The 26,335-nt window shown below is 66.7% G+C and carries 18 protein-coding genes and 1 pseudogene; 2 read left to right on the top strand and 17 right to left on the bottom strand.

Going from position 1 to position 26,335, the window contains the following annotated elements; all coding sequences use genetic code 11:
• Positions 1 to 7: 7 nt before the first annotated feature.
• The 6 genes and pseudogenes from ABID97_RS03650 to ABID97_RS03625 form a co-directional block, all read right to left on the bottom strand.
• Positions 8 to 1,510 carry an FAD-linked oxidase C-terminal domain-containing protein gene (locus ABID97_RS03650; protein ID WP_354397199.1) on the bottom strand — a complete coding sequence of 501 codons (1,503 nt, stop codon included), beginning with the start codon at positions 1,508 to 1,510 and terminating at the stop codon, positions 8 to 10.
• 123 nt (positions 1,511 to 1,633) lie between these two features.
• A pseudogene (locus ABID97_RS03645) lies at positions 1,634 to 2,519 on the bottom strand (LysR substrate-binding domain-containing protein).
• A gap of 196 nt (positions 2,520 to 2,715) precedes the next feature.
• Positions 2,716 to 3,648, bottom strand: coding sequence for an SMP-30/gluconolactonase/LRE family protein (locus tag ABID97_RS03640; protein WP_354397198.1), 933 nt, complete (start codon positions 3,646 to 3,648; stop codon positions 2,716 to 2,718).
• A gap of 266 nt (positions 3,649 to 3,914) precedes the next feature.
• Positions 3,915 to 5,441 carry an ammonium transporter gene (locus tag ABID97_RS03635; protein ID WP_354397197.1) on the bottom strand — a complete coding sequence of 509 codons (1,527 nt, stop codon included), beginning with the start codon at positions 5,439 to 5,441 and terminating at the stop codon, positions 3,915 to 3,917.
• 21 nt (positions 5,442 to 5,462) lie between these two features.
• Positions 5,463 to 5,801: a P-II family nitrogen regulator gene (gene glnK, locus ABID97_RS03630; protein ID WP_007833403.1), complete on the bottom strand. Its 339-nt coding sequence runs from the start codon at positions 5,799 to 5,801 to the stop codon at positions 5,463 to 5,465.
• 63 nt (positions 5,802 to 5,864) lie between these two features.
• On the bottom strand, positions 5,865 to 6,647 hold the full coding sequence (locus ABID97_RS03625; protein ID WP_503012743.1) for a TorF family putative porin: 783 nt from the start codon (positions 6,645 to 6,647) through the stop codon (positions 5,865 to 5,867).
• A gap of 259 nt (positions 6,648 to 6,906) precedes the next feature.
• Between ABID97_RS03625 and ABID97_RS03620 the strand changes: the two genes are divergently transcribed.
• Positions 6,907 to 8,460 (top strand): YifB family Mg chelatase-like AAA ATPase, encoded by a 1,554-nt coding sequence (locus tag ABID97_RS03620; protein WP_354397196.1) that lies wholly within the window; start codon positions 6,907 to 6,909, stop codon positions 8,458 to 8,460.
• 101 nt (positions 8,461 to 8,561) lie between these two features.
• On the opposite strand, the gene ABID97_RS03615 is transcribed toward ABID97_RS03620, so the two are convergent.
• The 9 genes from ABID97_RS03615 to ABID97_RS03575 form a co-directional block, all read right to left on the bottom strand.
• Positions 8,562 to 9,275 carry a hypothetical protein gene (locus tag ABID97_RS03615; protein WP_354397195.1) on the bottom strand — a complete coding sequence of 238 codons (714 nt, stop codon included), beginning with the start codon at positions 9,273 to 9,275 and terminating at the stop codon, positions 8,562 to 8,564.
• A gap of 118 nt (positions 9,276 to 9,393) precedes the next feature.
• Positions 9,394 to 9,888 (bottom strand): pentapeptide repeat-containing protein, encoded by a 495-nt coding sequence (locus ABID97_RS03610; RefSeq protein ID WP_354397194.1) that lies wholly within the window; start codon positions 9,886 to 9,888, stop codon positions 9,394 to 9,396.
• Complete coding sequence (gene icmH / locus ABID97_RS03605; protein WP_354397193.1) at positions 9,885 to 10,757, bottom strand: type IVB secretion system protein IcmH/DotU; 873 nt, start codon at positions 10,755 to 10,757, stop codon at positions 9,885 to 9,887. The genes ABID97_RS03610 and icmH overlap by 4 nt, the downstream gene beginning before the upstream one ends.
• Positions 10,758 to 10,784: 27 nt before the next feature.
• Positions 10,785 to 11,873 (bottom strand): MFS transporter, encoded by a 1,089-nt coding sequence (locus ABID97_RS03600; protein ID WP_354397192.1) that lies wholly within the window; start codon positions 11,871 to 11,873, stop codon positions 10,785 to 10,787.
• Positions 11,874 to 11,944: 71 nt separating this feature from the next.
• Positions 11,945 to 12,676: a hypothetical protein gene (locus ABID97_RS03595; RefSeq protein WP_354397191.1), complete on the bottom strand. Its 732-nt coding sequence runs from the start codon at positions 12,674 to 12,676 to the stop codon at positions 11,945 to 11,947.
• A gap of 362 nt (positions 12,677 to 13,038) precedes the next feature.
• Complete coding sequence (locus ABID97_RS03590; RefSeq protein ID WP_354397190.1) at positions 13,039 to 13,899, bottom strand: hypothetical protein; 861 nt, start codon at positions 13,897 to 13,899, stop codon at positions 13,039 to 13,041.
• Positions 13,836 to 15,824, bottom strand: a complete 1,989-nt coding sequence (locus tag ABID97_RS03585) for a T6SS effector BTH_I2691 family protein (protein ID WP_354397189.1) — start codon at positions 15,822 to 15,824, stop codon at positions 13,836 to 13,838. Before ABID97_RS03585 ends, ABID97_RS03590 begins: the two co-directional genes overlap by 64 nt.
• A 7-nt stretch (positions 15,825 to 15,831) precedes the next feature.
• On the bottom strand, positions 15,832 to 16,887 hold the full coding sequence (locus ABID97_RS03580; protein ID WP_354397188.1) for a DUF4123 domain-containing protein: 1,056 nt from the start codon (positions 16,885 to 16,887) through the stop codon (positions 15,832 to 15,834).
• The gene (locus ABID97_RS03575; protein WP_354397187.1) at positions 16,884 to 19,469 is read right to left on the bottom strand and encodes a type VI secretion system Vgr family protein; all 2,586 of its coding nucleotides are present in this window, start codon (positions 19,467 to 19,469) and stop codon (positions 16,884 to 16,886) included. The genes ABID97_RS03580 and ABID97_RS03575 overlap by 4 nt, the downstream gene beginning before the upstream one ends.
• Positions 19,470 to 19,887: 418 nt before the next feature.
• Here ABID97_RS03575 and ABID97_RS03570 point away from each other — a divergent pair, with 418 nt between their 5' ends.
• Positions 19,888 to 21,135, top strand: coding sequence for an MFS transporter (locus ABID97_RS03570; RefSeq protein WP_354397186.1), 1,248 nt, complete (start codon positions 19,888 to 19,890; stop codon positions 21,133 to 21,135).
• A 29-nt stretch (positions 21,136 to 21,164) separates the two neighbouring features.
• Here the strand turns inward: ABID97_RS03570 and ABID97_RS03565 are convergent, their stop codons facing one another.
• Together ABID97_RS03565 and ABID97_RS03560 are read right to left on the bottom strand one after the other, a co-directional pair.
• Positions 21,165 to 22,352 carry a fumarylacetoacetate hydrolase family protein gene (locus ABID97_RS03565; RefSeq protein ID WP_354397185.1) on the bottom strand — a complete coding sequence of 396 codons (1,188 nt, stop codon included), beginning with the start codon at positions 22,350 to 22,352 and terminating at the stop codon, positions 21,165 to 21,167.
• An 86-nt stretch (positions 22,353 to 22,438) separates the two neighbouring features.
• Entirely contained in the window at positions 22,439 to 26,200 is a 3,762-nt protein-coding gene (locus tag ABID97_RS03560; RefSeq protein ID WP_354397184.1) for a molybdopterin cofactor-binding domain-containing protein, read from the bottom strand.
• Between the last annotated feature and the right edge of the window lie 135 nt (positions 26,201 to 26,335).

The raw sequence follows: 26,335 nt of genomic DNA, 5'->3' as shown, positions 1-26,335 counted from the left end.
GCCATGCTCAGAAACGCGGCAGTTCGGGGTGCGGCAGTCTGCCGCCGCGCACCACCTGCTTGCCGTATTCGGCGCAGCGCTGCAGCGTCGGAATCACCTTGCCGGGGTTCAGCAGCCCGGCCGGATCGAAGGCACGCTTGACGCCGAACATCTGCTCGTTCTCGGCCGCGGTGAACTGCACGCACATGCTGTTGAGTTTTTCCACCCCCACGCCGTGCTCGCCCGAAACGGTGCCGCCCATCGCCACGCTGGTCTCGAGGATGTCGGCGCCGAAGAGCTCGCAGCGGTGCAGCTCGTCGGGGTCGTTGGCATCGAACAGCACCAGCGGATGCAGGTTGCCGTCGCCCGCGTGGAACACGTTGCAGCAGCGCAGGTTGTACTTCTTCTCCATCTCCTGGATGGCCAGCAGGATGTCCGCCAGGCGCTTGCGCGGAATGGTGGAGTCCAGGCACATGTAGTCGGGGCTGATGCGGCCCGAGGCGGGGAAGGCGTTCTTGCGGCCGCTCCAGAACTTCATGCGCTCTTCTTCGCTGGTGCTCACCGCAATGGCGGTGGCGCCGGAGCCGCGCAGCACGGCGGTCATGCGGCCGATTTCTTCCTCGACCTCTTCGGAAGTGCCATCGGATTCGCACAGCAGGATCGCGGCCGCGTCGAGGTCATAGCCCGCGTGCACGAAGTCTTCGACCGCGGCGGTCATCGGCTTGTCCATCATCTCGAGCCCCGCGGGGATGATGCCGGCCGCGATCACCGCGGCCACCGCGTCGCCGGCTTTGCGCACGTCGTCGAAGCTGGCCATGATGCAGCGCGCGAGCTGTGGCTTGGGCACGAGCTTCACGGTGACCTCGGTGGTCACGGCCAGCATGCCTTCGCTGCCGATGACCAGGGCGAGCAGGTCGAGACCGGGCGCATCGAGCGCCTCGCCGCCGAATTCGACAGGCTCGCCCTCGGCCGTGAAGCCGCGCACGCGCAGCACGTTGTGCAGCGTGAGGCCGTACTTGAGGCAGTGCACGCCGCCCGAGTTCTCGGCCACGTTGCCGCCGATGGTGCAGGCGATCTGGCTCGACGGATCGGGGGCGTAGTAGAGGTTGAAGGGCGCGGCCGCTTCGCTGATGGCGAGGTTGCGCACGCCGCACTGCACGACGGCGGTGCGGCCGAGCGGGTCTATCTTCAGGATGCGGTTGAACCTGGCGAGCGAGAGTGTCACGCCCATTTCGTGCGGCATGGCGCCGCCCGAAAGCCCGGTGCCCGCACCGCGGGCGACCACCGGCACGCCGAGAGCGTGGCAAGTCTTGAGCACGGCCGCGACCTGGGCTTCGGTCTCGGGCAGGGCCACCACCAGCGGGCGCTGCCGGTAGGCGGTGAGGCCGTCGCATTCGTAGGGCGTGGTGTCTTCGGCATGCCAGATGAGCGCATGCGCCGGCAGGTGGGCCTGGAGCGCGCGCACGATCTGCGACTGGCGGTCGGTTTTCTGCAGCGTATCGTGCTGGACGGGGGTGAGTGGCGCATTCATGCGTAAGCCTCTTTGGGGCGGTCGGGTCTGTCTCGTGGTGTACCGCACTCTACGGAATTGCGCCGCCCCCGGGTTGAAGCTTTTTTGCGGCGGGCTTGAGAGAACTTCGCGGCCGGCTTTTCTTCAGCGCAGGCTTTGGGCGAGCCAGTCGACGAAGGCGGCGCATTCCCAGCGCTCGAGCGTGCCGGGCTGCCAGCAGATGGTATGGCGGTGCGGCGAGGGCACGGGCCGGTCGGAGAGCGGCACCAGCCGGCCCGATTCGAACCAGGCGGCGCCCATCTTCAGCCGTACCAGCGCCACGCCGAAGCCGCTGGCGGCGGCGTCGTAGACCAGGCCGAGGTCGTTGAACTGGGAGCCGACATGCGGCTCGGGCTGGTCGATGCCGCAGCGCGCGAACCAGGTGCCCCAGGGCTCGAGCGGGCTGCGGATGAGCCGCGCGCTGGCAATTTCGGCGGCGGAGCAGAACCCCTGGAATGGACCGAACTCGTTGAGGTAGCTCGGGCTGCAGGCGGGCACCACATCCTCCTCGAGCAGCAGCCGGTGTTCGCAGTCGGCATACGTGCCGCTGCCGTAGCGCACTTCGAGATCGGCCTGCTCGGCCGTGACGTCGAGCAGCGGAAATGGACACCTGCAGCACGAGTTCGATGTCAGGGTAGATGTTGCGGAACAGCTCGAGCCGCGGCATGAGGAACTGGCGGCTGAAGGTGGGCGTGACGGCGATGCGCAGGCGTGTCGCGCGCTGCTGCGCCGCATTGCCGGTGGGTGTGGCTTGAAGCGCCGCCAGGCCGGTGCGCACGTTGGCAAGGTAGGCTGCGCCGTCGGCTGTCAGGCTGAAGTCGCTGCGGCCGAAGAGCTTGAAGCCCACATGCGATTCGAGCTGGCGGATGCGGTGGCTCACGGCGCTGGGCGTGACGCACAGCTCGTCCGCCGCGCGGCCCGCATGCCGCAGCCTTGCCAAGGCTTCGAAAGTCAGCAGGCACTGGATGGGTGGGATGTGCTGGAGGGCCATGTCTCAGCGTCTGGTCTCTTCTTGGCGCTGCTGTTCAGGGCGCTTCTGTTCAGGGCGCGTGCACAGGCCACCGGGTACTCCCCTCCGCGAATGTCCCCCGGCTTCGCCTCCTCCTTTATTTCGCTGCGGGGAGCACCCGGCGCCCTGTGCACACCAGGCGCGGCTGTTGCGACGAGCAAAAAGACAAGGATTCACCCTAGTCCTCGAAGAAGTTCACAGGCAATCCAGGCGTGTCGACGCGCATCGATATCACGGCCCCGGAAGCCGGGTACCGCTCGATCTCCGCCGCGGGCCGGCCCTTGCGCCCGCTGGTGACGAAGAGCGTCTTCAAGTCGTCGCCGCCGAAGCACGGCATGGTTGGACATTGCACCGGAACCGGCACCGAACCCACGATCTCGCCCGACGGCGCGAAGCGCAGCAACTGGGCGCCTTCGAACATCGCGACCCAATAGTGGCCCGCTGCATCGACCGTTGCGCCGTCCGGCCGGCCTTCGTAGCGCACGGAAGAGTCCGGCGTCCAGCCTTCGGGCTTGGGCTCGAACCGGTGGAACACGCGGGCGCGCGAGAGCGAATTGGCTTCGGCGTCCCAGTCCCAGGCGCACACCACATGCGCCGCGGTGTCGGCCCAATAGAGGGTGCGCGCATCGGGCGAGAACGCGAGCCCGTTGCCGGTGGTGGACTCGTTGGCCATCAGCGTCAACGTGGGCGCCACGCCGGTGCCGGTGCGCGCGTCGAAACAATAGAGCGCCGCGTTGGCCTTGTCCTTGGCTTCATTGAGCGAGCCGCCCCAGAAGCGGCCCGCTGCATCGCATTTGCCATCGTTGAAACGCATGGTGCGCACGTCGTGCTCGACGCGCGCCATCGCGACCAGCTCGCCGCCCCATTCGCGGGCACGGTAGATGCCGTCGCGCAGCGCGATGGCCAGGCCGCCGCTTCGCGCCGGCGCCATGCAGCCAGGCTCCGTCGGCAGGCCCCAGCGCTCCACCGTTGCGCCCGGGGTGCCGATTTCGCCGCGCGTGCGCAGCACCGCGCGCCCCGGAATATCGAGCCAGTAGAGCGAGCGTTCGTGCGGGTGCCAGAACGGCGATTCGCCGAGCGCGCACAGGCTGTCTTCGAGGGTGGTCCACATGATCCACGGATTGTGCATCCGCTCCCCCGCAGGCCAAAAAAAAGCCCGCTGACGCCGAAGCGCTCGCGGGCTGAACATCCAAAGGAGACCTTGCTGAAAACGGGTCGCTTCTTCTGGTTCTTATAACCAGCCCTCGCCTCGTATGCCTTCTGCGCGAAACACCGAGGAACCGGCTTTGCCGGGCCTCTGGTGTTGCCCCCAGCAGGGGGGTTGGCGAAGCGACACGAAGTGCGCGAAGACTGGGGGGTAGCCAATTGCTTGGGGGGTTACCTGTTATATGCGGTCTCGCCGTGCGAGGAGATGTCGAGGCCTTCGCGCTCTTCTTCTTCCGACACACGCAGGCCGATGGTCAGGTCGGCGATCTTGAAGGCGATGAACGCCACCACGCCCGACCAGACGATGGTCAGCAGCACGCCCTTGAGCTGGATCCAGACCTGTGCGCCGATGCCGTTGGACACCACGCTGGCCGTGACCCAGTCGCCCACGAGGCCGGGGCCGCCGAGTGCCTGGGTGTTGAACACGCCGGTGAGCAGCGCGCCGACGATACCGCCGACACCGTGCACGCCGAACACGTCGAGCGAGTCGTCCGCGCCCAGCAGCTTCTTGAGGCCGTTGACGCCCCAGAGGCAGGCGAAGCCGGCGATGAAGCCGATGATGATGGCGCCCATCAGGCCGACGTTGCCGGCGGCCGGGGTGATGGCCACGAGGCCTGCGACGGCGCCCGAGGCGGCGCCCAGCATCGAGGCCTTGCCGCGCATCAGCGCTTCACCGATGCACCATGCGAGCACGGCGGCCGAGGTGGCGGTGAACGTGTTCATGAAGGCGAGCACGGCGCTGGTGCCGGCTTCGAGCGCCGAACCTGCATTGAAGCCGAACCAGCCGACCCACAGCAGCGAGGCGCCGACCATGGTGAGCGTGAGCGAATGCGGCGTGAAGGCTTCCTTGCCGTAGCCGACGCGCTTGCCGATCACGAATGCACCGACCAGGCCTGCGACAGCGGCGTTGATGTGCACCACGGTGCCGCCCGCGAAGTCGAGCGCACCCCATTGCCAGATCAGGCCGGCCTTGGCGTTGTTGGCATCCACCACGTTGGCGGCGGTGTAGGCATCGGGGCCGAGCCAGAACCAGACCATGTGGGCCAGCGGCGCATAGCTGAAGGTGAACCAGATCACCATGAACAGCAGCACGGCCGAGAACTTGGCGCGCTCCGCGAAGGCACCCACGATCAGGCAGCAGGTGATGCCGGCGAAGGTGGCCTGGAACGCGGCGAACAGCAGCTCGGGGATGTAGACGCCCTTGCTGAAGGTGGCGCCGGGCGCGAACACGCCGGTGGCCGGATCGAAGATCCCCTTCATGAAGAGCCGGTCGAATCCGCCGAAGAAGGCGTTCCCCTCGGTGAACGCGAGGCTGTAGCCGTAGATCAGCCACAGCACCACGATCATCGAGAAGGTGACCATCACCTGCATGAGCACCGACAGCATGTTCTTGCTGCGAACGAGGCCGCCGTAGAACAGGGCCAGGCCGGGGACGGTCATCATGATGACGAGCAGCGTGGACAGCATCATCCAGCTGGTGTCACCCTTGTTGAACGAAGGAGCGGGCGCCGCAGCGGGTGCGGCCTCTGCGGCGGCAGGGGCTGCTGCAGCCGGAGTGGCCGCGGGTGCCGGTGCGGCCGCTGCGGGCGCCGATGCCGCGGGCGCCTCTGCCGTGGCAGCAGGCGCCTGGGCGAAGCTCGCGGTGCCTGCAGCAAGCAGGCTCAGTCCGAGCGCGAGAGAAACAAGCAGTTTTTTCATGGTTGTTGTTTTCCGGGCTGATCAGAGAGCTTCGCGGCCGGTTTCACCGGTGCGGATGCGGACGACCTGCTCGAGGTTGTAGACAAAAATCTTCCCGTCGCCGATCTTGCCGGTGCGGGCCGCACCTTCGACCGCTTCGATCACGCGGTCGACGAGGTCGTCGGACACTGCCGCTTCGATCTTGACCTTGGGCAGGAAGTCGACCACGTACTCGGCGCCGCGGTACAGCTCGGTGTGGCCCTTCTGGCGCCCGAATCCCTTGACTTCCGTGACCGTGATGCCCTGCACGCCGATGGCCGACAGTGCTTCGCGCACCTCGTCGAGCTTGAACGGTTTGATGATGGCTGTGACCAGCTTCATGACTTTCTCCTTCTTGGATGGAATGAATGGTGCGGCAGCTTGGGCCGCACCTTGTTCTTGTGTTTACAGCGTCTTGCTGAGCGTGACGATGAAGCGCGCCTTGTTCGGCGAATAGGTCTGCTGGCCGAAGGTGCCGAAGCCGAAGTCGTAGCCCGGGTTGCTCACCGCGAGGTAGGAGCTCTTCTTGTTGGCGCCCTGCAGCGAGCCGGCCAGTGCCAGGCCGTTGCCGAAGTCGTAAGACACGCCCACGTTGTAGTCGACATAGCTCTTGAAGCCCAGGCTGCGGATGTCGCTGGACATGTGGGTGTAGCCCACGGCCGCCTTCAGCGTGAGCTTGGGCACGATTTCCTTGCTGTAGGCCAGGTTCAGGTAGCCGGTGTTGCGGCCCTTCAGGCCCGAGCCGGCCTTGTTGCCCGCGTAGCCGAAGTAGTCCTTCGACACGGTGTGCGAGTACTTCAGCGTGAACGAGCCGATGGCCTCGTCGGCCCAGGTGCCGGCGCCATAGAGCTCGGTGGTGTTGCCGGCGGAGTTGCCCGGATAGATGTAGCTGAGCGCGCCCACGTCCATGTCGAACGGACCGGCCTTGAACTTGTAGCCGCCGTAGATGTCGCTCTCGATGCTGTTGCCCTGGAGCCAGTTGACGCTGGAGTTCCAGTTGCCGATGTAGAAGCCGGTTTCGCCGAAGGCGTAGTCGAAGCCGCCCTGGATCGCGGGCTTGAAGCCCTTGGTCTTGGCGTAGTCGTTCTTCCCGATCATGTCCTGGTCCTGCCCGCGGAACTTGTAGTTGCTGGTCAGGGCCACGTTCCCCGTGAGCTGGGCGCTCGCCAGCAATGGGCAGGGCAGCAAGGGCGGCCACGGCCATTGCCTGGGCGAATTTACGGTGCATCATCGAGACTCCTCGGAGTGGGTTGGAAGTTAAGGGGGTTCACCGTCTCGTAGCAGGGAGCGTGCCAAAGTGCTCGTTCTGCAGCCGCGCAGCCCGGCTCCCCGCTCATCCACACGCCCCGACGAAATTTACAAACGTTTCAAATGCGGGGTCCGACGGACCCCGCGGTGCACAAGCCCGGCCAAAAATGGGCGCACCACAATGGGGAGAGTCATAAAAATGAGCTTGTCTTTGGTGCAAAGCCGTGCTTTGCTGGGCCTGGAAGCGGCCAGCGTCACGGTTGAGGTGCATTTGGCCAACGGCTTGCCGAGCTTCACGCTCGTGGGCCTGGCCGAAACAGAAGTCAAGGAAGCCCGCGAACGCGTGCGGTCGGCCATCCAGAACGCCGGGCTCGAATTTCCCAACAACAAGCGGATCACGGTCAACCTGGCGCCGGCCGACCTGCCCAAGGATTCCGGCCGCTTCGACCTCCCCATTGCGCTCGGCATCCTGGCGGCCAGCGATCAGATCCAGGGCGCCCGCCTTGCCGGCCATGAATTTGCCGGCGAACTCTCCCTCTCGGGCGAACTGCGGCCCGTGCGCGGCGCGCTGGCCATGGCGCTGGCCCTTCACACCCGCGGCATCGCCACCCGGCTGGTGCTGCCCACCGAAAGCGCGCAAGAGGCCGCACTGGTGCCCGGCGGCGAGGTCTACGGCGCCAAACACCTGCTGGACGTGGTGCGGCGCTTCATGGCCGAGGACGCCGCCGGGCCGCAGGCCGAGCCGCCGGCCGCGGACGGCTGGGCCCGGGTGCAGGCAGCGGCCGCAGCCGCCATGCCGCTCTATGCCGACCTGTCCGACGTGAAGGGGCATGCCGGCGCCCGCCGCGCCCTGGAGATCGCGGCCGCGGGCGGACACAGCCTGCTGATGGTCGGGGAGCCCGGCTCGGGCAAGTCCATGCTGGCACAGCGCTTTGCCGGCTTGCTGCCGCCCATGACCGTGGACGAGGCGCTGGAGAGCGCGGCGGTGGCCAGCCTGGGCGGCAGCTTCTCGACCGCGCGCTGGATGACGCGGCCCACCTCAGCGCCGCACCACACCTCGAGCGCCGTGGCGCTGGTGGGCGGCGGATCGCCGCCGCGGCCGGGCGAGATCTCGCAGGCGCACCACGGCGTGCTGTTCCTGGACGAATTCCCCGAGTTCGCGCGCTCGGCGCTCGAGGCCCTGCGCGAGCCGCTCGAGACCGGCACCATCACCATCGCGCGGGCCGCCCGGCGCGCCGAGTTTCCCGCCCGCTTCCAGCTCATCGCGGCAATGAACCCCTGCCCTTGCGGCTATCTGGGCTCCAGCCTCAAGTCCTGCCGCTGCACGCCCGACCAGATCCTGCGCTACCAGGGCAAGCTCAGCGGCCCGCTGCTCGACCGCATCGACCTGCACATCGAAGTGCCCGCCGTCTCGGCGCAGCAGCTGCTCGGCGCGCCCGCCGGCGAATCGACAGCCGCCATCCGCATCCGCGTGATGGCCGCTCGCGATTTCGCTCTGCAGCGCCAGGGCAGCCCCAACCAGGCGCTGCAGGCCGGCGCCATCGACCAGCACGCCGCGCTCGACGATGCGGCCCGCAAGTTCATGGTCAACGCCGCCGCCAAGCTCGGCTGGTCCGCGCGCAGCACGCACCGCGCGCTCAAGGTGGCGCGCACGGTGGCTGATCTTGCGGGCGCCGAGTCGGTGCGCACGGAGCACGTGGCCGAGGCGGTGCAGTACCGGCGGGCTTTGCGAGGCAATGCCGAGCGCGCATGAGCTTCTTCCTTGTACGCGCCGCGCCCCGTATGAACCGGCATCAGCTCGTTAAGCTTGTTTTCGCTATCTGATTGTCCGGCCTGCCGCTGGACTCCGGGGTCTTATCTGCCGGTACTGGGTACCGCTGCCGAATTCTCCGCAGCAGGTGGGCGCGACTTCAATTGCTTGATCTGCTCGTGTCGTACCAACCGCGCTTCACTGCCTGTCCAGAAAGCGCAATAGATCGCGCCACATGCAATTTGGAACGATGACAATGGGAGTTCGCCATCAACCACAAAAGTCGAAATCCGCGTCCGCCCGTCCTGCCATTTCTTGATGTCGATCTCGGCATGCTCCGTGCCCGTCTTCCATGAGAAGACCGCTGCCAGAACGAGCGCAAAGGCGATAGCCAGTATCCCGACGACATAGCCGTAGAGCACCTCGCCCTTGTCAATCAAAGCGATCATCGAAGGCGCGGGTTTGCTCGTGCTTCGCTTGGAAGCCAGCCACTCGGCGGACCTTGCCTGACGTTGTTTTACAGCGGGAAGCGAAGACAGGACAGCCGCAATCAAGACAGCCGAAACCAATGCCAGCAGGACGAGAACGCTGTAGGCCAATGGCCCAATGCCAAACGAGATCAGCGAAGTCAAGCCCAGGAACAGAATGCGATCTGGCGGCAAGGAGAACGACGAGCTCTCCACGCCGAAACCGGCGAAGTAACCTTCCTGGTAAGTCATGCCGATGGCATACAACCCACCAGACAAGACGGGAAGTACAGTCAATAGTGTCTGCACGCTGATCGACTTGGTCTCGGGCTTGTCTGCTGGAAGGCTCATGCAACACCTTTGGAGTTCATGTTCGTCTCGTGCTTCACGCTCACCTGCATCACTTCATCAGATGCTGCCGTTGCCTGACAATGGTCGAGGTCTTCGCGCTGGCATCGTGTCTTCATCTTCAATTGATCCGAGCGCCGGTGAGTTGCATGTCCTCGAACTGGCTGCCCGTGAAGTCGACCTGATCGCCCCGGAGGTCCACCGCGTTCACCTGCCGGCCGGTGCAGTCCAGCAGCTTCACTTGCGCCCATTGGCTCGCATCGAAGTTCAGGTCCGACCAGTTGCATTGGCTGAACGAGCAGTTGGCAAGGGTGCTGTCCTTGAGCTGCGAGGCGCTGAACGTGCAGCTCATGAAGGTGCAGCCGCTGATCTTGATGGCCTGCATGTCGCAATGGCTGAAAGAGCAGCCGATGAACCGGCATGACGTCCAGACGGCGTCGCGGAAGGTTGTCGAAGTGAAGCTGCTGCCGCTGAAGTTGCTGAACGTGAACGTGATCAGGTTGAGGTCCAGACCCGCATAGACATTGCCGTCGCTTTCACTTGCAAGTCCAGCCGGTGCGCCGCCGGCGCCCTTGCGCCACTTGTCGTGGTCCAGGATGATTTGTTGGGCGCTCATGATGAAAATTGTCTCCCCTGAAAAAAGAACCACCAGACGACTACCGCTGCAACCGCTGCTATCACCACCAGCGGCACGATTTCCTGCAATACAAAGGCGGCCCACTCCGGCATCTCGGCACGCGGCACCTGGGGGTCTGGCGCTTCGGCGATCGCTGGCGGGGGATTGGCTCGTTCCCATTCCGCCTCCTCCGCCTGCTGCCTTCGCACGGTCGTGATCTTGTCTTCGAGCTTGCGGCAGAGATCGTCCAGCACACGGGGACCCCTCGGGGATTCGCGATACTTGCCCATGAAGCCCATCTCCAGGATGCGATGGAGCAGGTCCAGAAGGTCGATGTGCATGGGTGCCAGAGGCAACACCAGCCCCAGCAGCTTGAACATCTTCACGCCACCCTGGGCATCGCCATGAAACTGCACCGCCAAGAGGCGCGAGGCCCACTCCCCCGCTTCTTCGCCGGTGGCGCCGCCCCAGCACGTCATGCAGGCCGCTTCGTCCAGGGCAGCGCAGAGGGCATAGCTGGCGCCGAAGATTTCCTCGATGGGCATGCGCGCTTCGCGGCACACCGACTGGAAGCTGGCAATCTCGCGCGCCAGCAGCGCATGCAAGGCCGTGAGCTGGTCGGCGTCGAGCGGCGTCTGCGGCAGGTTCACCAGGACATTGAGCAGCGGCCGTGCCGCTTCGATCAGCGGCGCCGGCGCGGCCAGCACAGCCACGCGCCGGTCGGGTTGCGGTGACAGGCGTGCGAGCTGCTGCCGGCCGTTCAGCAGGGTTTCGGGCGGTACCGGCGGCCGGGACGCCTCCACCAGCCTTTGCTCGGCATGCTTGACGTGGCCTTCGGCGGCGAGCTTGACTTTTTCCAGAAGAGGCATAAACAGGGCGTCTTTATCTGGGCAGCTTCATCTGGCCGTCCACCGCAGCGGCTCTTCGGGCCCCAGGCCGCTCTCGCGCCGCTTCTGGCCACAGTCGCTGTTCCATTCCTCGGGGAAGGTCGGCCACGAACAAAGACGTTCGGCCAGGCAGTGCAGCGGCGCCCACACGGCGTTGAGCATGAAGTTGAAGTGGGTCTGGGCGGACGCCTCGCCTTCGCCCGCACGCCCACCGAGGCGGTCGAGCACGCGGGACGGCCCGAGCACGGTCTCCTCGACGTGCTGGCCTACCGTATGGAAGCCCTTGCGCAGCCACTCGTACTCCGTGGGCTCGGGCACCGCATCCATGCCTTCTTCCATGAAGATGCGGATGTACTGCCAGAGGTTTTCTCCGGCCAGCTTGGGGCCGACCCACAGGACATCTTCGCCCTTGCGCTCCTTGTCGGCAGCATCCAGGGGTGGCCAGTACAGGACCAGGCCGCAGAGGCCGAACTGGCCGCCTCGGTTGTCCTGGCGGGCCTGGCGCGCCACGGGGTCGCGCAGGTCATCATGGGTCATCTCGCGCGGGGCGCACCAGTCCACATGGGCCTGCACGCGGTCCCAGTCCAGCACCACGTTGCCGCCGTAGCGCGCGGGGCGCAGCACATAGACCTTGCGGGTGGTTCGGTTGAAGCGGTAGCGCGCGCGCAGGAGGGTGAAGAAGTTGGGCGCGTACTGGAGGGGCCAGAGCATGTAGTTGAGCCACAGGGCAAAGGCCGTCATACCGAAAGCAAACAGTATTCCCCAGTACAAATCGTTCGTAGATGCATGCCCACCAGCTAATTCGAGTGTCCAAGCAAGAACGGCTAGCCCGAAGAGCCCCACCAGCAAAAAACCTGACAACATCAACATCAACGACCTGTCCTCCTCCCCCATGTTGGACAGCTCGATGAAATGCTCGTTGCGATCAAACAATGCGCGCTGCCAGTCCAGCGCCGCCTGCGAGTCCCCGTTCTTCTTCGGCTTGTCCTTGGGTGTCTGGAGTTTGGTGTGGTGGTTGATGTCTGCAATCAGTTCGACGGCTTCACGCTGCCCGTGCTTCTTGCGGTGAACAACAAAACCAGATTCGCAATTGAACATGCCGGCCTCTTACTCGATTTCCGCCAACGCATTGGCCAGCTTGCTCATCGTCTCTTTTCGGCGGCAAAGCTTCATCTGGCCGTCCACCGCAGCGGCTCTTCGGGCCCCAGGCCGCTCTCGCGCCGCTTCTGGCCACAGTCGCTGTTCCATTCCTCGGGGAAGGTCGGCCACGAACACAGCCGCTCGGCCAGGCAGTGCAGCGGCGCCCACACGGCGTTGAGCATGAAGTTGAAGTGGGTCTGGGCGGACGCCTCGCCTTCGCCCGCACGCCCACCGAGGCGGTCGAGCACGCGGGACGGCCCGAGCACGGTCTCCTCGACGTGCTGGCCCACCGAATGGAAGCCCTTGCGCAGCCACTCGTACTCCGTGGGCTCGGGCACCGCATCCATGCCTTCTTCCATGAAGGTGCGGATGTACTGCCAGAGGTTTTCTCCGGCCAGCTTGGGGCCGACCCACAGGACATCTTCGCCCTTGCGCTCCTTGTCGGCAGCATCCAGGGGTGGCCAGTACAGGACCAGGCCGCAGAGGCCGAACTGGCCGCCTCGGTTGTCCTGGCGGGCCTGGCGCGCCACGGGGTCGCGCAGGTCATCATGGGTCATCTCTCGCGGGGCGCACCAGTCCACATGGGCCTGCACGCGGTCCCAGTCCAGCACCACGTTGCCGCCGTAGCGCGCGGGGCGCAGCACATAGACCTTGCGGGCGGTTCGGTTGAAGCGGTAGCGCGCGCGCAGGAGGGTGAAGAAGTTGGGCGCGTACTGGAGGGGCCAGAGCATGTAGTTGAGCCAGAGCACGACTGATGTCATGCATGCTCCAAAGAACATCGATAGGTTCCACCATTTACTGAACACAGGCTGATCTACTGTCATTGATATCCAAACAAATACAGCGAACCCAAGTAGACCTAAGAGCAATCCCGTCAACATCAACATCAACGACCTGTCCTCCCCCCCCATGTTGGAGAGCTCAATGAAGTGCTCGTTGCGATCAAACAGTGCACGCTGCCAGTCCAGCGTAGGCTGCGAGTCCCCGTTCTTCTTTGGCTTGTCCTTGGGTGACTGGAGCTTCGTGTAGCGGTTGATGTCTGCAATCAACTCGACGGCTTCACGCTGCCCGTGCTTCTTTCGGTGAACAACAAAACCAGATTCGCAATTGAACATGTCGACCCTTAATCAAATTCCGTCAGTGCATCGGCCAGCTTGCTCATCGTCTCTTTTTCGCTCTTGTGAGGGATCTTCTTGCTGTTGGCCTGATGGAAAGGCTGGGCTTGCAGCCAGTTGGCCCAGGCATCGCCCTTGAGCTTGCCGATGGCGATGGTCAATGCGCCGGAAGCAATTGCCGTGACGAGGTTGAAGCGCACCAGCCGGAGTGGGGCTTCGAGATAACTGGCGCCAACGATAGTGCCGAAGATGGTGGCACCGCCAGTCGCGGCACGCCCGTAATACGCCCAGGCAAGCGCACTCTCATCTTCGCGCTGCGCCTTTCTTCCATCCACCGCATCCCACCCCACCCCCACAACCGCCCCCGCCACCACGAGGTGCGCCGCCCCCGCCTTCATCGCCAGCAACTCCGCCTGCGTCGCCCTCGCCATGCCCGCCTTGTGGGTCTTGTAGACCGCGTCGGGCAGCTGCTTGAACAGCGCCTTCTCGTACAGGTCGGCCCGCCACTGCCGCATGCTGCCCACCAGCCCCGCCATCGCGCCCATCAGCTCGGTGGTGGTGCGCTCGTCGCGCCGGGTATTGGCATTGGCCAGTGCCGGCAGGATGGCCAGTGCGTTCAACGCCAGCAGCACGTTGGGCAGGCGCATGTCCTTGCCGGCCGTTTCTGCAATCTGGCCCTGGATGGCCTTTTCTATCCGGCGCTGCGTGTAGCGCGCCTGCCTGGCGGTCGCTTTCGTCAGTGCGTTGGCCTGCTGGTTCCGGGTGAAGGCCATGGCCTGCTGGCCCAGCCCACGGGCCAGCAGCATCAATTGAGCCTTGGCGATGAAGCTTTCGGCGCGTGCTGCGGGCAGGGCCTTGAAGCGCGCCATCGCGGCTGCGCCGAGCACGGCGTGCGGGCTGTCGTAGACCACCTTGGCGAGTTCACCGCCCGCCTGCAGGCGTTCCAGCCGCTTGAGGCCGGAATCGAGCACTTTGGGGCAAGCCCTTGTTGATCTTGTCGCTTGCGCCGAGGGTCTTGCTCAGTTGGCCCAGCGCCGCCATCGCGGTGCCATAGGCCTTTTGCTCGCGGGCGAGTTCCTCGGCGTGGTTCACCTCGAGGCCGGGCCGGCGGCAGCGGGGCTGTGAGCAACTCGAGTGCGGCATGCAGTTCGGCGCTGATTTCGGCGTTGTTCAGGCTCAGCATGCGCCACACGAGGTTCTTGGTGCCGGGCGCAAACAGGTCGAGCGCGGCGTACCACTGGCGGCCCTTGGGGGCACTGTCGATCTGCAGCAGGATGGCGCACAACTGTCCGGCACAGCGCGCACCGTCGCCGGAGTCGATGCTGGCCTTGTCGTTGTAGCGTCCCAGCGCCCTCTCGGTGAGGGCGTCGGCCTGGAGCCATGCGTGCAGGTCGACGGCGAGCCTGTCCATCAGGGCGTCGCGCTTGCCGAGTTCGGTCTTGTGCAGCGCGTCGAATGCGGCGACGGCACCCATGTCGCAGTACCCGGCTACGCGTGCCAGCGCGTCTGCGCTGGCGGCCTGGCTCCCCAGGACTGCGCGGTCGCTTTCGCGGGCGCCGATGTGTGTATCCAGCTCCGCCGCGCGGCGCCGGTTGAGTTCGGCGAGCGACACTTCTTCGTACGTGCCGTCGGCGCGGCGCAGCTTGACGGGCTGATGGGAGTCCGATCCGGGGTAGCCGCCCACCAGCGCTTCTTTCGTGTTTTTCAGCCGGTCTGTGGCGTCGTCGTAGGCTTCCACGGCCTTGTGGGCCAGTGCCAGGCGCATGGTGCGCACGCTTTCGCTGGCGGCCTGCTTCCACTGGTTGCTGACGCCTTTGCCGTCGGTTGCCTTGAGCCAATCCACGTAGGGAACAGCCGCCGTGAGATGGTGCAGGCTCAACTCCATGGCGATGCCCAGGGGATCGTCGCAGGCGACGACGGCGCCCTTGTGGGCTTTCAGGAAATCGACCATCTTGCGCAGGCGCGGGCCGTGGGCCTGGCCGTAGGGAAGCCCCCGCGCATGGGCCACGTAGGAGCCGGTGCTGATGGCGCCCGACAAGCCCGGGTTGTCGCTGCGGGTGATGGTTCCGTCGAGCTCTCTGGATTCATCGTGCTGGCCAGCGAAGTGGCGGCCCTCGCGCACCTCGCTGTAGTCGCCCCAGCCGCGCTCTTGAGGGCTGCGGCCCATGAGCCCGAAGAATTGTTCGGTGCCTGCGGTTTGAAGCGCGTCATCGGACAAGGCCTTGAATTCCATGACCATGGCGTCTGCCGCTTCGGGCTGCAGGGTGTCGTCCTGCGCGGTCGAGCCTTTGACCCATGCGGAGACCTTGAAAGTCTGCATGTACTTGTCGGGTTCGTGGTCGATTACATTTTTCAGGTGCTGGGGATCGACCGGGTCGGGGTGGAACATGCACTGGAGCTTGGTGATGTTCTCGGCGTCCTTGATCCACACCAGGCTCCTGTTGGCGCCCCATTCGTTGGGCCGGCAAGCGGCTTCGCAGGCGGTCTGCTCCGGATGATTGATGTCGATCTTTGTGAGGTATCCATGTGGATGGACGGCAAAGGCCAGCCATTCAGGAGTTCGGAAGACAGATTCCATGCGCAGGTACAGATAGCCGCCGCGCAGCATGCGCAGGTTGTATCTGGCGGTCTTCAAGCTCACGCCACCGGGTTCGGCTTTGAGCTTGCCGCCGGGCTTGAGCGCATCGAGCGCGGCCATTCCATCCCTCGTCGCGCTGTACGCCGCGGCATAGCGTGTGAAAAGAATGGGCAGCCCGGTCTGGGCGCATTGCTCGCAAGGAGTGGTGTGGGCCATGGTGCTCTCAAGTCCGGGCCTGGACGGCCTGTACGAAAAGGCTCGAGAAACGAGCGTCGGGCTGGCTGCGCAGCTGCGCTTCGATCAGACTCAAGGTCGGCGCCAGATGGGGAAGGTTCCAGTCCATGGCGCGGGGCGGACCTTCCTTGGGCGCGTGCGTCCAGGTGACCCAAACATAGTCTTCGAGGTTGACCCCTTCCAGGCCCAGCCGAGCGGCGTCGGCCAGCATCTGCAGCAGGCTGCCCGCATCGGGCTGGGCCGCGACCGGTATGTGGTTGTCGGCATAGCCGCGCCAGATGAGATTGGCCTGCGCTGAACTGCCCGAGAGACGCCATTGCAGCTCGTCGAACAGGTCGCTCGGAGACCCTCCTGCCGGTTCACCATGCGCCAGGGCGGGCGCTTTGGCACGAAACCATTGGAGCGGTTCAGGCGACGCGCCGAACGGCCCCCAGGGCTGCAGGATCGACCACCAGTGCAAGATCGGGCCCAGCCATCGGCTTTGCTGCAGCGGACTCAGGGCCGGCCATACCCGCTGCATCACGCGAGGGTCGTGGTAGCGGAACAGCACGCTGTCGTCTTGATAAGGCGGGCGTTGATCGCCCAGACTGACCCAATGGCGGGTGATGGCCTGAGGCGATGCGGGGCTGATGATCACGCCGCAAAGATCCTGCTTGGACGTGCGCTCACTGACCTGCTTTCCAGCGTACGCCAGCGATCGCGCCAACCATTCGCGGATCGCGCGATTCTGGGAAGCCGCAGGGGCGATGATCATTTCCTCCGGCAGCTCCAGCACAAAAGGGGCGTGCTCGAGGCGATCCTGAAACTGGCGGTCAGGCACGGCGACGCGATCGCGCGTCCAGCTGGAAAAGTCCTGCTCCAACGACTGCGCAAGCAGGTTGTCATCCCATCGGTTGAACAGCAGGTAGGCCCGCTGCGGCACAGGTGGCGGCTTGACCCGGGAGCTGTTCTTCAGCCGGGCCGGCGGGAACACGGTCAAATCGCTCCAACTCTGGATCAGCGCATCGACAAGCGTGAGACAGGGCGCGAGGGCGTCATCGTTCATGAACGCGCGACCGAGTTGACGCCGTTGTCGGCCGCCTTTTCCTTGCCACTGCAGCCGTCGCCGTTCACCGGCTTGGTAGGGCGATAGTTGCCGGGTGCGTAGCTGTGGACCGTCGCGTGGGTGATGTACTGGCCGGTGGTGCCCTTGATGATCTTGCCGGCGGCATACTCTTCGTAGCTGCCGCCACCATTGATGGTGAGCCGGGTCTTGGCGATGATGTCGATGAAGTCGGCCGTCAGCTCGATCTTGTCCTTGGCCATCATCTTGATGGAGTTCTTCAGCGCCTTGATCTCGATGTCGGCCTGGGCAGCAATCATCTCCATGCCGTTTTGCATGGCATAGACCTTGAAGGCCTCCAGCGCGACCGCGAGCAGGCTGCCGCCGCTGTTGATGCTGGTGTGCCTGGAACTGGTGACTTGCGTGTGCTCGGTGCTGGCGATGTGGGTCGAGCCGCCCGAGGTGAAGGCCATGCCGCTCGGGCTGGCGAGCACCATGTGCGGGTCGGCCAGCTCGGGAAACTGGCCGGCTTGGGGGTCGCCGCCGCTGCCCTTGAGGGTGTCGTTGAACTGCTTGAGGGACTTGGCAACCGCGTCCTGGTCGCCGTTGACCTGCGCCTGGCTGATGCGCGCGGCGTCGGACTGGCCTTCGACCAGATCGCGCGCGAGCGTGAGCCGCTGGATGGCATCGCCCAGGTCCTTGGCGTGTCCCGCGGCATCCATGCGGGCTTCGGTGGTGATGAGCATGCCGTCAGCGGCACGCAGCACGCCGTGGCCGTCCGTGCGCAGCTCATAGCCCTCGCCGCGCGGGTCCTTGCGCCCTGCGTTGTCCTCGATGCGCGTGATGTGCCCCAGGCTCAGCTGGCTGTGCTGGTGGTCGCTCTTGAGCTGCACCTGGATCTTCGATTCGGTGTCATCGAGGATCAGGTGATTGCTGCGGCCCGCAGCGCTGTTGCCGCCTTCCTTGGTGAGTTCCCTCGAGCGGAAGCCCGACAACGCACTCTGCCCCGGCAGCGCCCAGGGCGGCAGGTTGCTCTGGTTGTGCACCCGCCCCGTGCACACCGGCAGGTCCGGGTCCCCGCCGATGCAGTCGACGATCACCTCCTGGCCGATGCGCGGCAGCTGCACGCCGCCCAGCTGGTTGCCGGCCCATGGGCTGGCAACGCGCAGCCAGCAGGTGCTGTGCTGGTTCTTCTGGCCGATGCGGTCCCAGGGAAACTGCACCTTGATGCGGCCGAGCTCGTCGGTCCACAGGTTCTGGCCTTCGGGGCCGACCACCAGCGCGGTCTGCGGGCCGTGGGTGAAGGGCTTGGCCTGCGTGAGCGCTGGGCGCAGCGGCTCGGACATCGGATGGGCGGTGAAGTCGACCTCGACCTTCCAGTGCTGCTTGCGGCCGTCGGCCGCCTCCCGGATCTGGCTGTCCTGCGCGACGTCCTCGATCATCAGGCGGGTGTCCAGGATCAGGTACTCGGCGTTGGCCTGCTGGCGCGGATGCTTCTGAAGCCTGAAGGTGCAGCCCGGGACCATGCCGCGCAGGTTGCCGCTGGCCTGGGCGCGGGCGCCATGGGTGCGCAGGGCCTGCATGCGCAAGAGGGCGAGCTGGCGGCCTTCGGCCTGGGGGTCGTTGGCCTGGGCGCTGCCGGCCTTGGGCTGGGCGTAGTGGCTGCCAGCCTGCCCTGCATGCCACTGGTAGACCTCGGCGTCGGCCTGGCCGGTCGGGCGCGGGTCCTTGCGGCCCTGAGTCAGGTCGGCCTTGGGCCGGGTGTAGTCGTAGTCGCGGCTGGCATACTGGCCGCTGGTCAGGTGGTTCGCGGGGACGAAGCTGTGCAGATATTCGGCATCGGTCTTCCAGCCCGGGGCGTGGTATTGGACCTCGCGGTAGGCGGCGCTGTCGTTGTGCTTGTACGCGCCCATGTTGTCGATGAGCACGAGCCGGTGCTTGCCGGGACCGGAGGCCCCTTCGGTCGCGGAATGCTCGAAGAAGTAGCTGATGCCCCATTCCTGGGTGAGGCGGCTGAAGAACGCGAAGTCGCTCTCGTTGAACTGGGTCTGGTAGTCGCGGCTGGGGTAGGTCTCGATGAGGCGCTTGTCGACCGGGAACGCATAGTCGGCCAGCAGTTCGTCCAGGATGTGGATGGCGCTCTTGTTCTGGAAGATCCTGCAGTCGGTGCTCAGGGTGGCCAGGTGCAGCCAGGGGCGCAGGGTGAGCTTGTACTGCACATGGCGGCCCTCCTCGCCCCAGACGCAGGCGCCGGTGACGAGGGCGTTGATCTGGCGCTCGCCGGCGCCCAGGTGGTCGACGGAGGCGCCGACGGCCCCGGGCAGGAACTCGCCCATGCCGTCCAGCTGGATGGTGCAGCTGATCTCGCGGCCGATGAAGCTGTCCAGGTCCCAGTCGGCCGCGCCGCTGGCGCCGAGGTTCAGGTCATCGGGGGTCTTCAGGAAGAGGTCGTACGCGAACAGGCTGTTCAGGCCTTCGCGGCCGGACAGGCGCACCGGTTCGAGCGCCGGGCGGCCCAGGAACTCGGGGATGGCGGGGCTGTGGATTTCGAGCGTGCGCGTGCGCGCAGCACGGAGTGCGGACATGATGATTTCTCTCCCTTGATTGACCCTGTGGTCTGGCGCTTTTGACGGAACACAGCGACTGCCTGGCCGGGATTCTGGGAGGAGTACGCAAACACACTTGTCAACAAAGATGAGCTCGCGCGATTCACCTTTGGAAGTGCCAAATATTGCACGTGGCCGCTGTTTGCAATGAACGCTTAGGTTCACACGGCTGGCGCATGCGGCCGTGGATCGGCCGCTACGATTTGTTCCGGAAGCCGTCTCCCCGCAACTGTCGCTGGCGTGGGGCTAGCGTCAACTTGCGAGAGCAAGAACATGAGCCGCAGGCACTGCGATGAAATGTCACGGGCGCCCATGCCAAATCTCGCCCCGACCCTCAAGGCCGAGATCTCCTGCGTTCTACTGAACGATGGCATTTTGCCGAGCAACAATGCTGGCAGTGAACGCGCCCTCCCCCACCCTCTACGACCGCCGCATGGTGGGCTGGCTGTCCGTCGGCCAGCTCATCACCTGGGGCAGCGTGTTCTACGCCTTCGCCCTGCTGATGGAGCCAGTCGAACGCGAACTGGGCCTGAGCCGGGCGCAGTCTTCGCTCGCCTTCAGCCTCGCGCTGCTGGCCGAGGGCGCGCTGGCATGGCCCGTCGGCCGCTGGATCGACCGCGGGCACGAGCGCGCGGTGATGGCGGGCGGCTCGCTGGCTGTTGCGGCCGGGCTGCTGCTGCACAGCCTGGTGCAAGGCGCGCTCGGCTTCTACCTGGCCTGGACGCTGCTCGGCGCGGGTTTAGCGGCCACGCTCTACAACCCGGCGTTCTCGATCGTGACCCGCCGCTTCCCCCACGACTTTCGCCGCGCGATCATCACGCTGACCTTTCTCGGCGGGCTCGCGAGCACGGTGTTCATCCCGCTGGTGGCGTGGCTGATTGCGGAGCTCGGCTGGCGGCATGCGCTCTGGGTGCTCGCGGGCATCCACCTGTTCGTCTGCGTGCCGCTGCATGCCCGCGTACTGCGGCATGCGCCTCCGCCCGCGACACCCACGGCACCCACGACACCTGCGCCAACCGCCGGCAAGGCGACCGGGGCCGCACCCGGCAGCCATCCCGCGAGCCACTACATGCGCAGCGCGCCGTTCCTTTTCGTGGGCGTGTTCACGGTGCTGCTGATGGCTGTCACGGCCGCGCTGCCGCCACACATGGTGAGCCTGCTGCGTGGCGCGGGCCTTGCCGAGTCGTGGGCCATCGCGCTGCCCGCGGGCATCGGGCTGGTGCAGGTGCTGGGGCGGGCGCTGCTGTATTTCTTCGAACACCATTTCGACCTGCATCTTGCGAATCGGCTGATTCCCTGCCTGATCCCGATCGGGCTGCTCGCGCTGCTCGCGGGCGCGGCCCATCCGGGCGCCGCGGTGCTGTTCGTCTTCTTCTACGGCATGGGCAACGGCATGCTCACGATCGTGAAGGGCACGGCCATCGCGCAGTACGTGAACCGCGAGCACGTGGCCACGCTCAACGGCGCGCTGGGCTTGCCGAGCGCCATTGCGCGCGCGCTGGCGCCGCTGATGCTGGGCGTGCTGTGGCAGCCGGACACCGGCTACACGACCGGCCTCTGGGTGCTGCTGGGGGCCAGCGTGGTCGCGGTGCTGGCACTGGTCGCGGCGCAGCGCTGGCGCGATGCCGCCGGCACCGCTGCCTGAACTCTCCCGCAGCGTAGAAAGAAGACTCTTTACAGCAGTCCGCGTGCGCCAAGATTGCGCATCAGCGCGCTCAGCCCGAAAGTCCACCGGGGTGCCTGGTCCGAATGCACCACGCGGTTCACGAGCGCGCCGAGTTCCGGCGCCGCGATGCGCACGCGGTCGCCCACGACGTGGGTGAAGCCCTGCCCGGGACCATGGCGGTCCTGCGTCGGCGCGAACATGGTGCCGAGAAACAGCATGAAGCCGTCGGGATAGTCGTGGTGCGCGCCGATCGCCTGCGAGACGAGGTCCAGCGGATCGCGGCTGATCTTCGCGAGCGAGCTCGAGCCCTCGAGCATGAAGCCTTCGGGACCCGCCACTTCGAGCGCCACCGTGATGCGGCGCACGTCGTCGATGCCGAAGTGCGCATCGAACAGGCGGATGAACGGGCCGATGGCGCATGACGCGTTGTTGTCCTTGGCCTTGCCGAGCAGCAACGCGCTGCGGCCTTCGAAGTCGCGCAGGTTGACGTCGTTGCCCAGCGCCGCGCCGAGCGTCTCGCCGCGGCTGTTCACCGCAAGCACCACCTCGGGCTCGGGGTTGTTCCACACCGATGCGGCATGGATGCCGACGTCGGCACCCGTGCCCACGGCCGAGAGCACCGGCGCCTTGGTGAAGATCTCGGCATCGGGCCCGATACCGACTTCGAGGTACTGCGACCACGCGCCCTGTGCGATCAGGACTTCCTTGACCTTCGCCGCCTCGGCCGAGCCCGGGACGATGCCCGCGAGGTTGTCGCCGAGCACGCCGCTGAGCGCCGCACGCGTGCTCTCGGCGCGCGATGCATCGCCGCGCGCCTGCTCTTCGATCACGCGCTCGAGCAGGCTTTCGACGAAGGTCACGCCGCTGGCCTTGATGGCCTGCAGGTCACACGGCGCAAGCAGCCAGGGCTTCGCTTCGTCGCGCGCGGTGGCGTCGCTGTTGGCGAGCACGGCCGACAGCTCGGCGATGCGAGGTGCCGTGCCCGCCTTCAACGCGGCGCGCACGCCGGCCGACGGCGACTCCGCGCCCTCGAGCAAGTCGCTCATGGTCGGCGCCAGCGCGGAGAGATCGTGCAGCGCGCCGTCATGCACCGCGACCAGAACGGGGCCCACGCCGGGCTGCCAGATGCGGCCGACGAGGGTCGCACGCTCGGCGTCGCGGGGAAGGCTGGTGGCGGGGGAAAGATCGAGGGGCATGTTGTCTCCGGGGGCACTGGGGGTTCAGGGAGCGGACATTCTGAATCAATCTCTTCCCTCACGCTGCTCGCCGAAGACTGGCGCCGCTATGGCGCGCCATGCCCGCGCGCGGCACGCACGCGCGCCACCTCCGCCGGCAGGTTCTTCCACGCCGGCTCCTGCGGCGCGAAGCGCGCGCGCATGTAGCCCGCGAGTTCGGCGACCTGCCGGTCGTCGAGCGCCTCGCGGAAGGCCGGCATGAAGCCGATGCCGCGGCTCGCGGGCTCTCGCACGCCATCGAGGATGGTGCGCAGCAGGTTGTCGGGCCGCGCGCTCGTGAGGTTGCTGTTGAGCGCGAGCGGCGTGTTCACACCCAGCAGCGTGGGGCCGTCGCCGTCGTGATGGCACGACGCGCAGGCGCTGTCGAACATGCGCTGCGCCGGGCCGAGCAGCTGGCCCTGCGTGCGTGCGGCGGTGTCGACCGCCTGCTGCGCCACGGCCTGCGGCTGCGCTGCCGGCGCGGGATCGAAAGAGGCCAGGTAGGTGGCCATGGCGCGCACGTCGGCATCGGGCACCTCGGCGAGTTCGCGCACCACCTCGGCCATCGGTCCGCCTGCGATGCCGTGGCGCCGGGTGTGGCCCTGGCGCAGGTAGCGGTACAGCTCGTCGGCATCCCATGGCACGGCTGACTTCGAAAGCCCGGTGAGCGCCGGTGCCTCCCAGCCCTCGACCATCGCGCCCGAGAGGAAGGCGCTGCCGCCCTGCTCCGCGCCGAGCGCGTTGCGCGGCGTGTGGCACGCGCCGCAATGGCCCAGGCCGTTGACGAGGTAGGCGCCGCGGTTCCATTCCGCGTTCTGCGCGGCCACCGGCTGCAAGGGCGCCGGGTCATGGAAGAGCGCGTTCCATCCGGCCATGAGCGGCCGCATGCTGAACGGAAATTTCAGCTCGGCCTTCGGCGTCTCGGCGCGCACCGCGGGCATGGACATGAAGTACGCATAGAGCGCCTGCAGGTCGTCGTCGCTGGTCTTTGCGAACGCGGTGTACGGGAACGCGGGGTACAGGTGATGGCCGTCGCGCGAGACGCCTTCGCGCATCGCGCGCTGGAAGGCGCTGAACGACCAGCGGCCGAGGCCCGTGTCGGCATCGGGCGTGAGGTTGGTGGTGTAGAGCGTGCCGAAGGGCGTCTCCATCGCGCGGCCGCCCGCGTTGGGCGCGCCACCCGCTGCGGTGTGGCACACGGCGCAGTCGCCGAGCGCGGCGAGCACCCGGCCGCGTTCGACGGTGGCCTGGCTGTAGACCGGCGCACTGAGCGAGACCGGGGCGATGGCGGAGCGCCAGCCGAGCAGGCCGGCGATGAGGCCGATGCCGCCGATGAAGAGGGCGGCGCCTGTGGCGAGGAGGCCCTTGCGCTGCGGCCATGCTGTATTGCTCCTTCTCCCTCTGGGAGAAGGTTGGGATGAGGGTGCGACGGCGTCTCTATTCGCAGGCCGCTCGCCCTCACCCCAACCCTCTCCCGGAGGGAGAGGGGGCAAATCCGAGGTCAAGGGACGGAGCGCCGCCAGCACCTTCTCCGCCGTGAACGGCGGCTCGCGAAACCGCACGCCGGTCGCATCGAAGATCGCATTCGCAATCGCCGCCGTGCCCGGCACCGACGACGACTCGCCCGCGCCCAGCGACGGCTCACCGGGCCGCGGCATGTGCATGATCTCGACCACCGGAACTTCGCGGAAGTTGATGATCGGGTAGCTGCCCCACTCGCGGCTCGCGACCACGCCGGAGGGCAGCACGCCGGGCAGCTGCGGCCCGCCGTTTGCCGCGCCCTGCTGCGGCGCGAACCGCACCTCTTCCTTGAGTGCGCGGCTGGTGGTCTGGATCACGTTGCCGTGCACCTGGTGCTCGACCCCCGCGGGGTTGATCATCAGTCCCGCGTCATGCCCCACCACCACGCGGCGCACGTGCACCTCGCCGGTCTTGCGGTTGACCTCGACATCGGCCACCCAGGCGGCCCATGCGGCGCCGAAGCCGGGCCACTTGCTGTGGATGTAGCGCGCATAAGCAAAGCCCTGGCCAAAGAGGATGTCGCCGCCCTCGCCCAGGCCGCCGTCGGCGTTCTCCTGAGGGCCGGTGCGCATGCGCCAGCCAGCTTTCTGCGCGGTGGCCTGCACCAGCTCGACGGCGCGCGGATCGTTCAGGTGGCGCAGGCGGAACTGCACCGGATCGACGCCCGCGGCAGTGGCCAGTTCGTCGATGTACGACTCGTGTGCGAACGAACTCGGCAGCGCCGACACGCCGCGCAGCCACGAGGCGCGCACGATCGGCGCCATGTCGTTGACCTTCACGCGCAGGTTGTCGACGCTGTAGGGCGGGCGCGCCGTGCGGTCGCCCATTTCGAAAGCCTGCGCCACGGGCTCGATGGTGCGCGTGAGCAGCAGTGCGAGCGTCGGCGCACCGTTGGATGGATAGGAAGTCTCGAAGTCGTAGGCGGCGATGCGGCCGTCGGCCATGAGCCCGCCATCGACCTCCATCAGCTGCGCGGCGCCCTTGGGCTCCCATGCATGCTCCTGCTCGCGCGTGAGCTGCACGCGCACCGGCGCTCCCACGGCACGCGCGAGCAGCGCGGCATCGGCCGCCACGTCGTCGGCGCCGTTGCGGCCGTAGCAGCCCGCGGCTTCCATGCGGACGACATCGACCTGCACGTCGTCCACGCCCATGAGCTTTGCAAGATCGGCGCGAAGCACGTGCGGGTTCTGCGAGCCGGCCCATACGCGCAGCTGCATGCCGCTGCCGTCCCGGGGCTGCCAATCCGCCAGCGCGCACGAAGGGCCGATGGACGCGTGCATCTGGTAAGGCCACACGTAGGTGCGGTGCATCGGCTGCGCGGCCGCGGCCAGTGCGCCATCGACGTCGCCCTCATCGACGAGCAGGCGCTGGGTCGACGGGTTGTCGCGCAGGGCCTGCGCCAGGTCGGACAGGTCCGGCATGCCGGGCCAGGGCTTCCAGGTGACGCGCAGTTCGCGCAGCGCCTGCTCCGCGTGCTCTTCGCGCTCGGCCACGATGCCGACGAAATCGCGGACCACGACCACGGCGCGAATGCCGGGGATGTGCGCGATCGACGATTCGTCGACCGCATCGAGCGTGTTGCCGATGAATTCGCCATGGTCGGCGCCCGCATACGGCGGGCGCACCACGCGGCCATGCAGCATGCCGGGCACGCGCATGTCGTGCACGAACACGCTCTCGCCCGCGAGCTTGGCGGGTATGTCCACGCGCGCCTGGCGCGTGCCGACGATGCGGTAGTCGGCCGGTGCCTTGGGCTGTGCATGCGGGTCCAGGCGCAGCACGGTGCGTTGGCCCGCAACGAGGTCGGCGTAGTCGATGCGGCGGTCGGGTTCCTCGGCCAAGCGCACGACACCGTTGCGCACCTGCAGCGCTTGCACTGCGACTCCGAGCCGATCGGCCGCGCGCGCGAGCAGCCACGCGCGCGCCTGTGCCGCGGCCAGGCGCAGCGGCTGCGAATGGATCTGGATCGAGGCGCTGGCGATCGTCGCACCCTGGTTGGGCGCGCGCGCCGTGTCGCCGAGCATCATGCGCACGCAGGGCATGCCGAGGTCGAGCTCTTCGGCCACGATCTGCGCGAGCGCGGTCTGGATGCCGGTGCCCAGGTCGACGTGGCCGTTGAGCGCCGATGCGCTGCCGTCGTCCCACACGGCCAGCAGGATCTCGTCGCCTTCGGCGGGGTTGCCGGCCACGGCCGTGGGCTGGCCCTTGGCGGGCGGCGGTGCGGGCGGGGTTTCGCGCACGACGAGCAGGACGCCGTCGGCCGAGAGAAAGTCCGCGCGGGTGCGCGGCAGATCGGCGCGCCGCGTCATGGTTCTTGCTCCCTCTCCCTCTGGGAGAGGGTTGGGGTGAGGGCCTGCGGGGGCGATGCTTGGGCGAAGGCCGATGCCCTCACCCTAGCCCTCTCCCGGAGGGAGAGGGGACAAGACAGGGAGAGGGGACAAGAT

It is taken from the genome of Variovorax sp. OAS795 (assembly GCF_040546685.1).
Classification (GTDB): Bacteria; Pseudomonadota; Gammaproteobacteria; order Burkholderiales; family Burkholderiaceae_C; genus Variovorax.
This window is presented reverse-complemented; position numbering and strand designations above follow the sequence as displayed.

What these genes read in the sequence shown, in the direction of transcription:
- ABID97_RS03650 (WP_354397199.1), bottom strand. Translation starts at nt 1,510, where the DNA reads ATGAATGCGCCACTCACCCCCGTCCAGCACGATACGCTGCAGAAAACC.
- ABID97_RS03640 (WP_354397198.1), bottom strand. Translation starts at nt 3,648, where the DNA reads ATGTGGACCACCCTCGAAGACAGCCTGTGCGCGCTCGGCGAATCGCCG.
- ABID97_RS03635 (WP_354397197.1), bottom strand. Translation starts at nt 5,441, where the DNA reads ATGAAAAAACTGCTTGTTTCTCTCGCGCTCGGACTGAGCCTGCTTGCT.
- glnK (WP_007833403.1), bottom strand. Translation starts at nt 5,801, where the DNA reads ATGAAGCTGGTCACAGCCATCATCAAACCGTTCAAGCTCGACGAGGTG.
- ABID97_RS03620 (WP_354397196.1), top strand. Translation starts at nt 6,907, where the DNA reads ATGAGCTTGTCTTTGGTGCAAAGCCGTGCTTTGCTGGGCCTGGAAGCG.
- ABID97_RS03615 (WP_354397195.1), bottom strand. Translation starts at nt 9,275, where the DNA reads ATGAGCCTTCCAGCAGACAAGCCCGAGACCAAGTCGATCAGCGTGCAG.
- ABID97_RS03610 (WP_354397194.1), bottom strand. Translation starts at nt 9,888, where the DNA reads ATGAGCGCCCAACAAATCATCCTGGACCACGACAAGTGGCGCAAGGGC.
- icmH (WP_354397193.1), bottom strand. Translation starts at nt 10,757, where the DNA reads ATGCCTCTTCTGGAAAAAGTCAAGCTCGCCGCCGAAGGCCACGTCAAG.
- ABID97_RS03600 (WP_354397192.1), bottom strand. Translation starts at nt 11,873, where the DNA reads ATGTTCAATTGCGAATCTGGTTTTGTTGTTCACCGCAAGAAGCACGGG.
- ABID97_RS03595 (WP_354397191.1), bottom strand. Translation starts at nt 12,676, where the DNA reads ATGACATCAGTCGTGCTCTGGCTCAACTACATGCTCTGGCCCCTCCAG.
- ABID97_RS03590 (WP_354397190.1), bottom strand. Translation starts at nt 13,899, where the DNA reads ATGGCGCGCTTCAAGGCCCTGCCCGCAGCACGCGCCGAAAGCTTCATC.
- ABID97_RS03585 (WP_354397189.1), bottom strand. Translation starts at nt 15,824, where the DNA reads ATGGCCCACACCACTCCTTGCGAGCAATGCGCCCAGACCGGGCTGCCC.
- ABID97_RS03580 (WP_354397188.1), bottom strand. Translation starts at nt 16,887, where the DNA reads ATGAACGATGACGCCCTCGCGCCCTGTCTCACGCTTGTCGATGCGCTG.
- ABID97_RS03575 (WP_354397187.1), bottom strand. Translation starts at nt 19,469, where the DNA reads ATGTCCGCACTCCGTGCTGCGCGCACGCGCACGCTCGAAATCCACAGC.
- ABID97_RS03565 (WP_354397185.1), bottom strand. Translation starts at nt 22,352, where the DNA reads ATGCCCCTCGATCTTTCCCCCGCCACCAGCCTTCCCCGCGACGCCGAG.
- ABID97_RS03560 (WP_354397184.1), bottom strand. Translation starts at nt 26,200, where the DNA reads ATGACGCGGCGCGCCGATCTGCCGCGCACCCGCGCGGACTTTCTCTCG.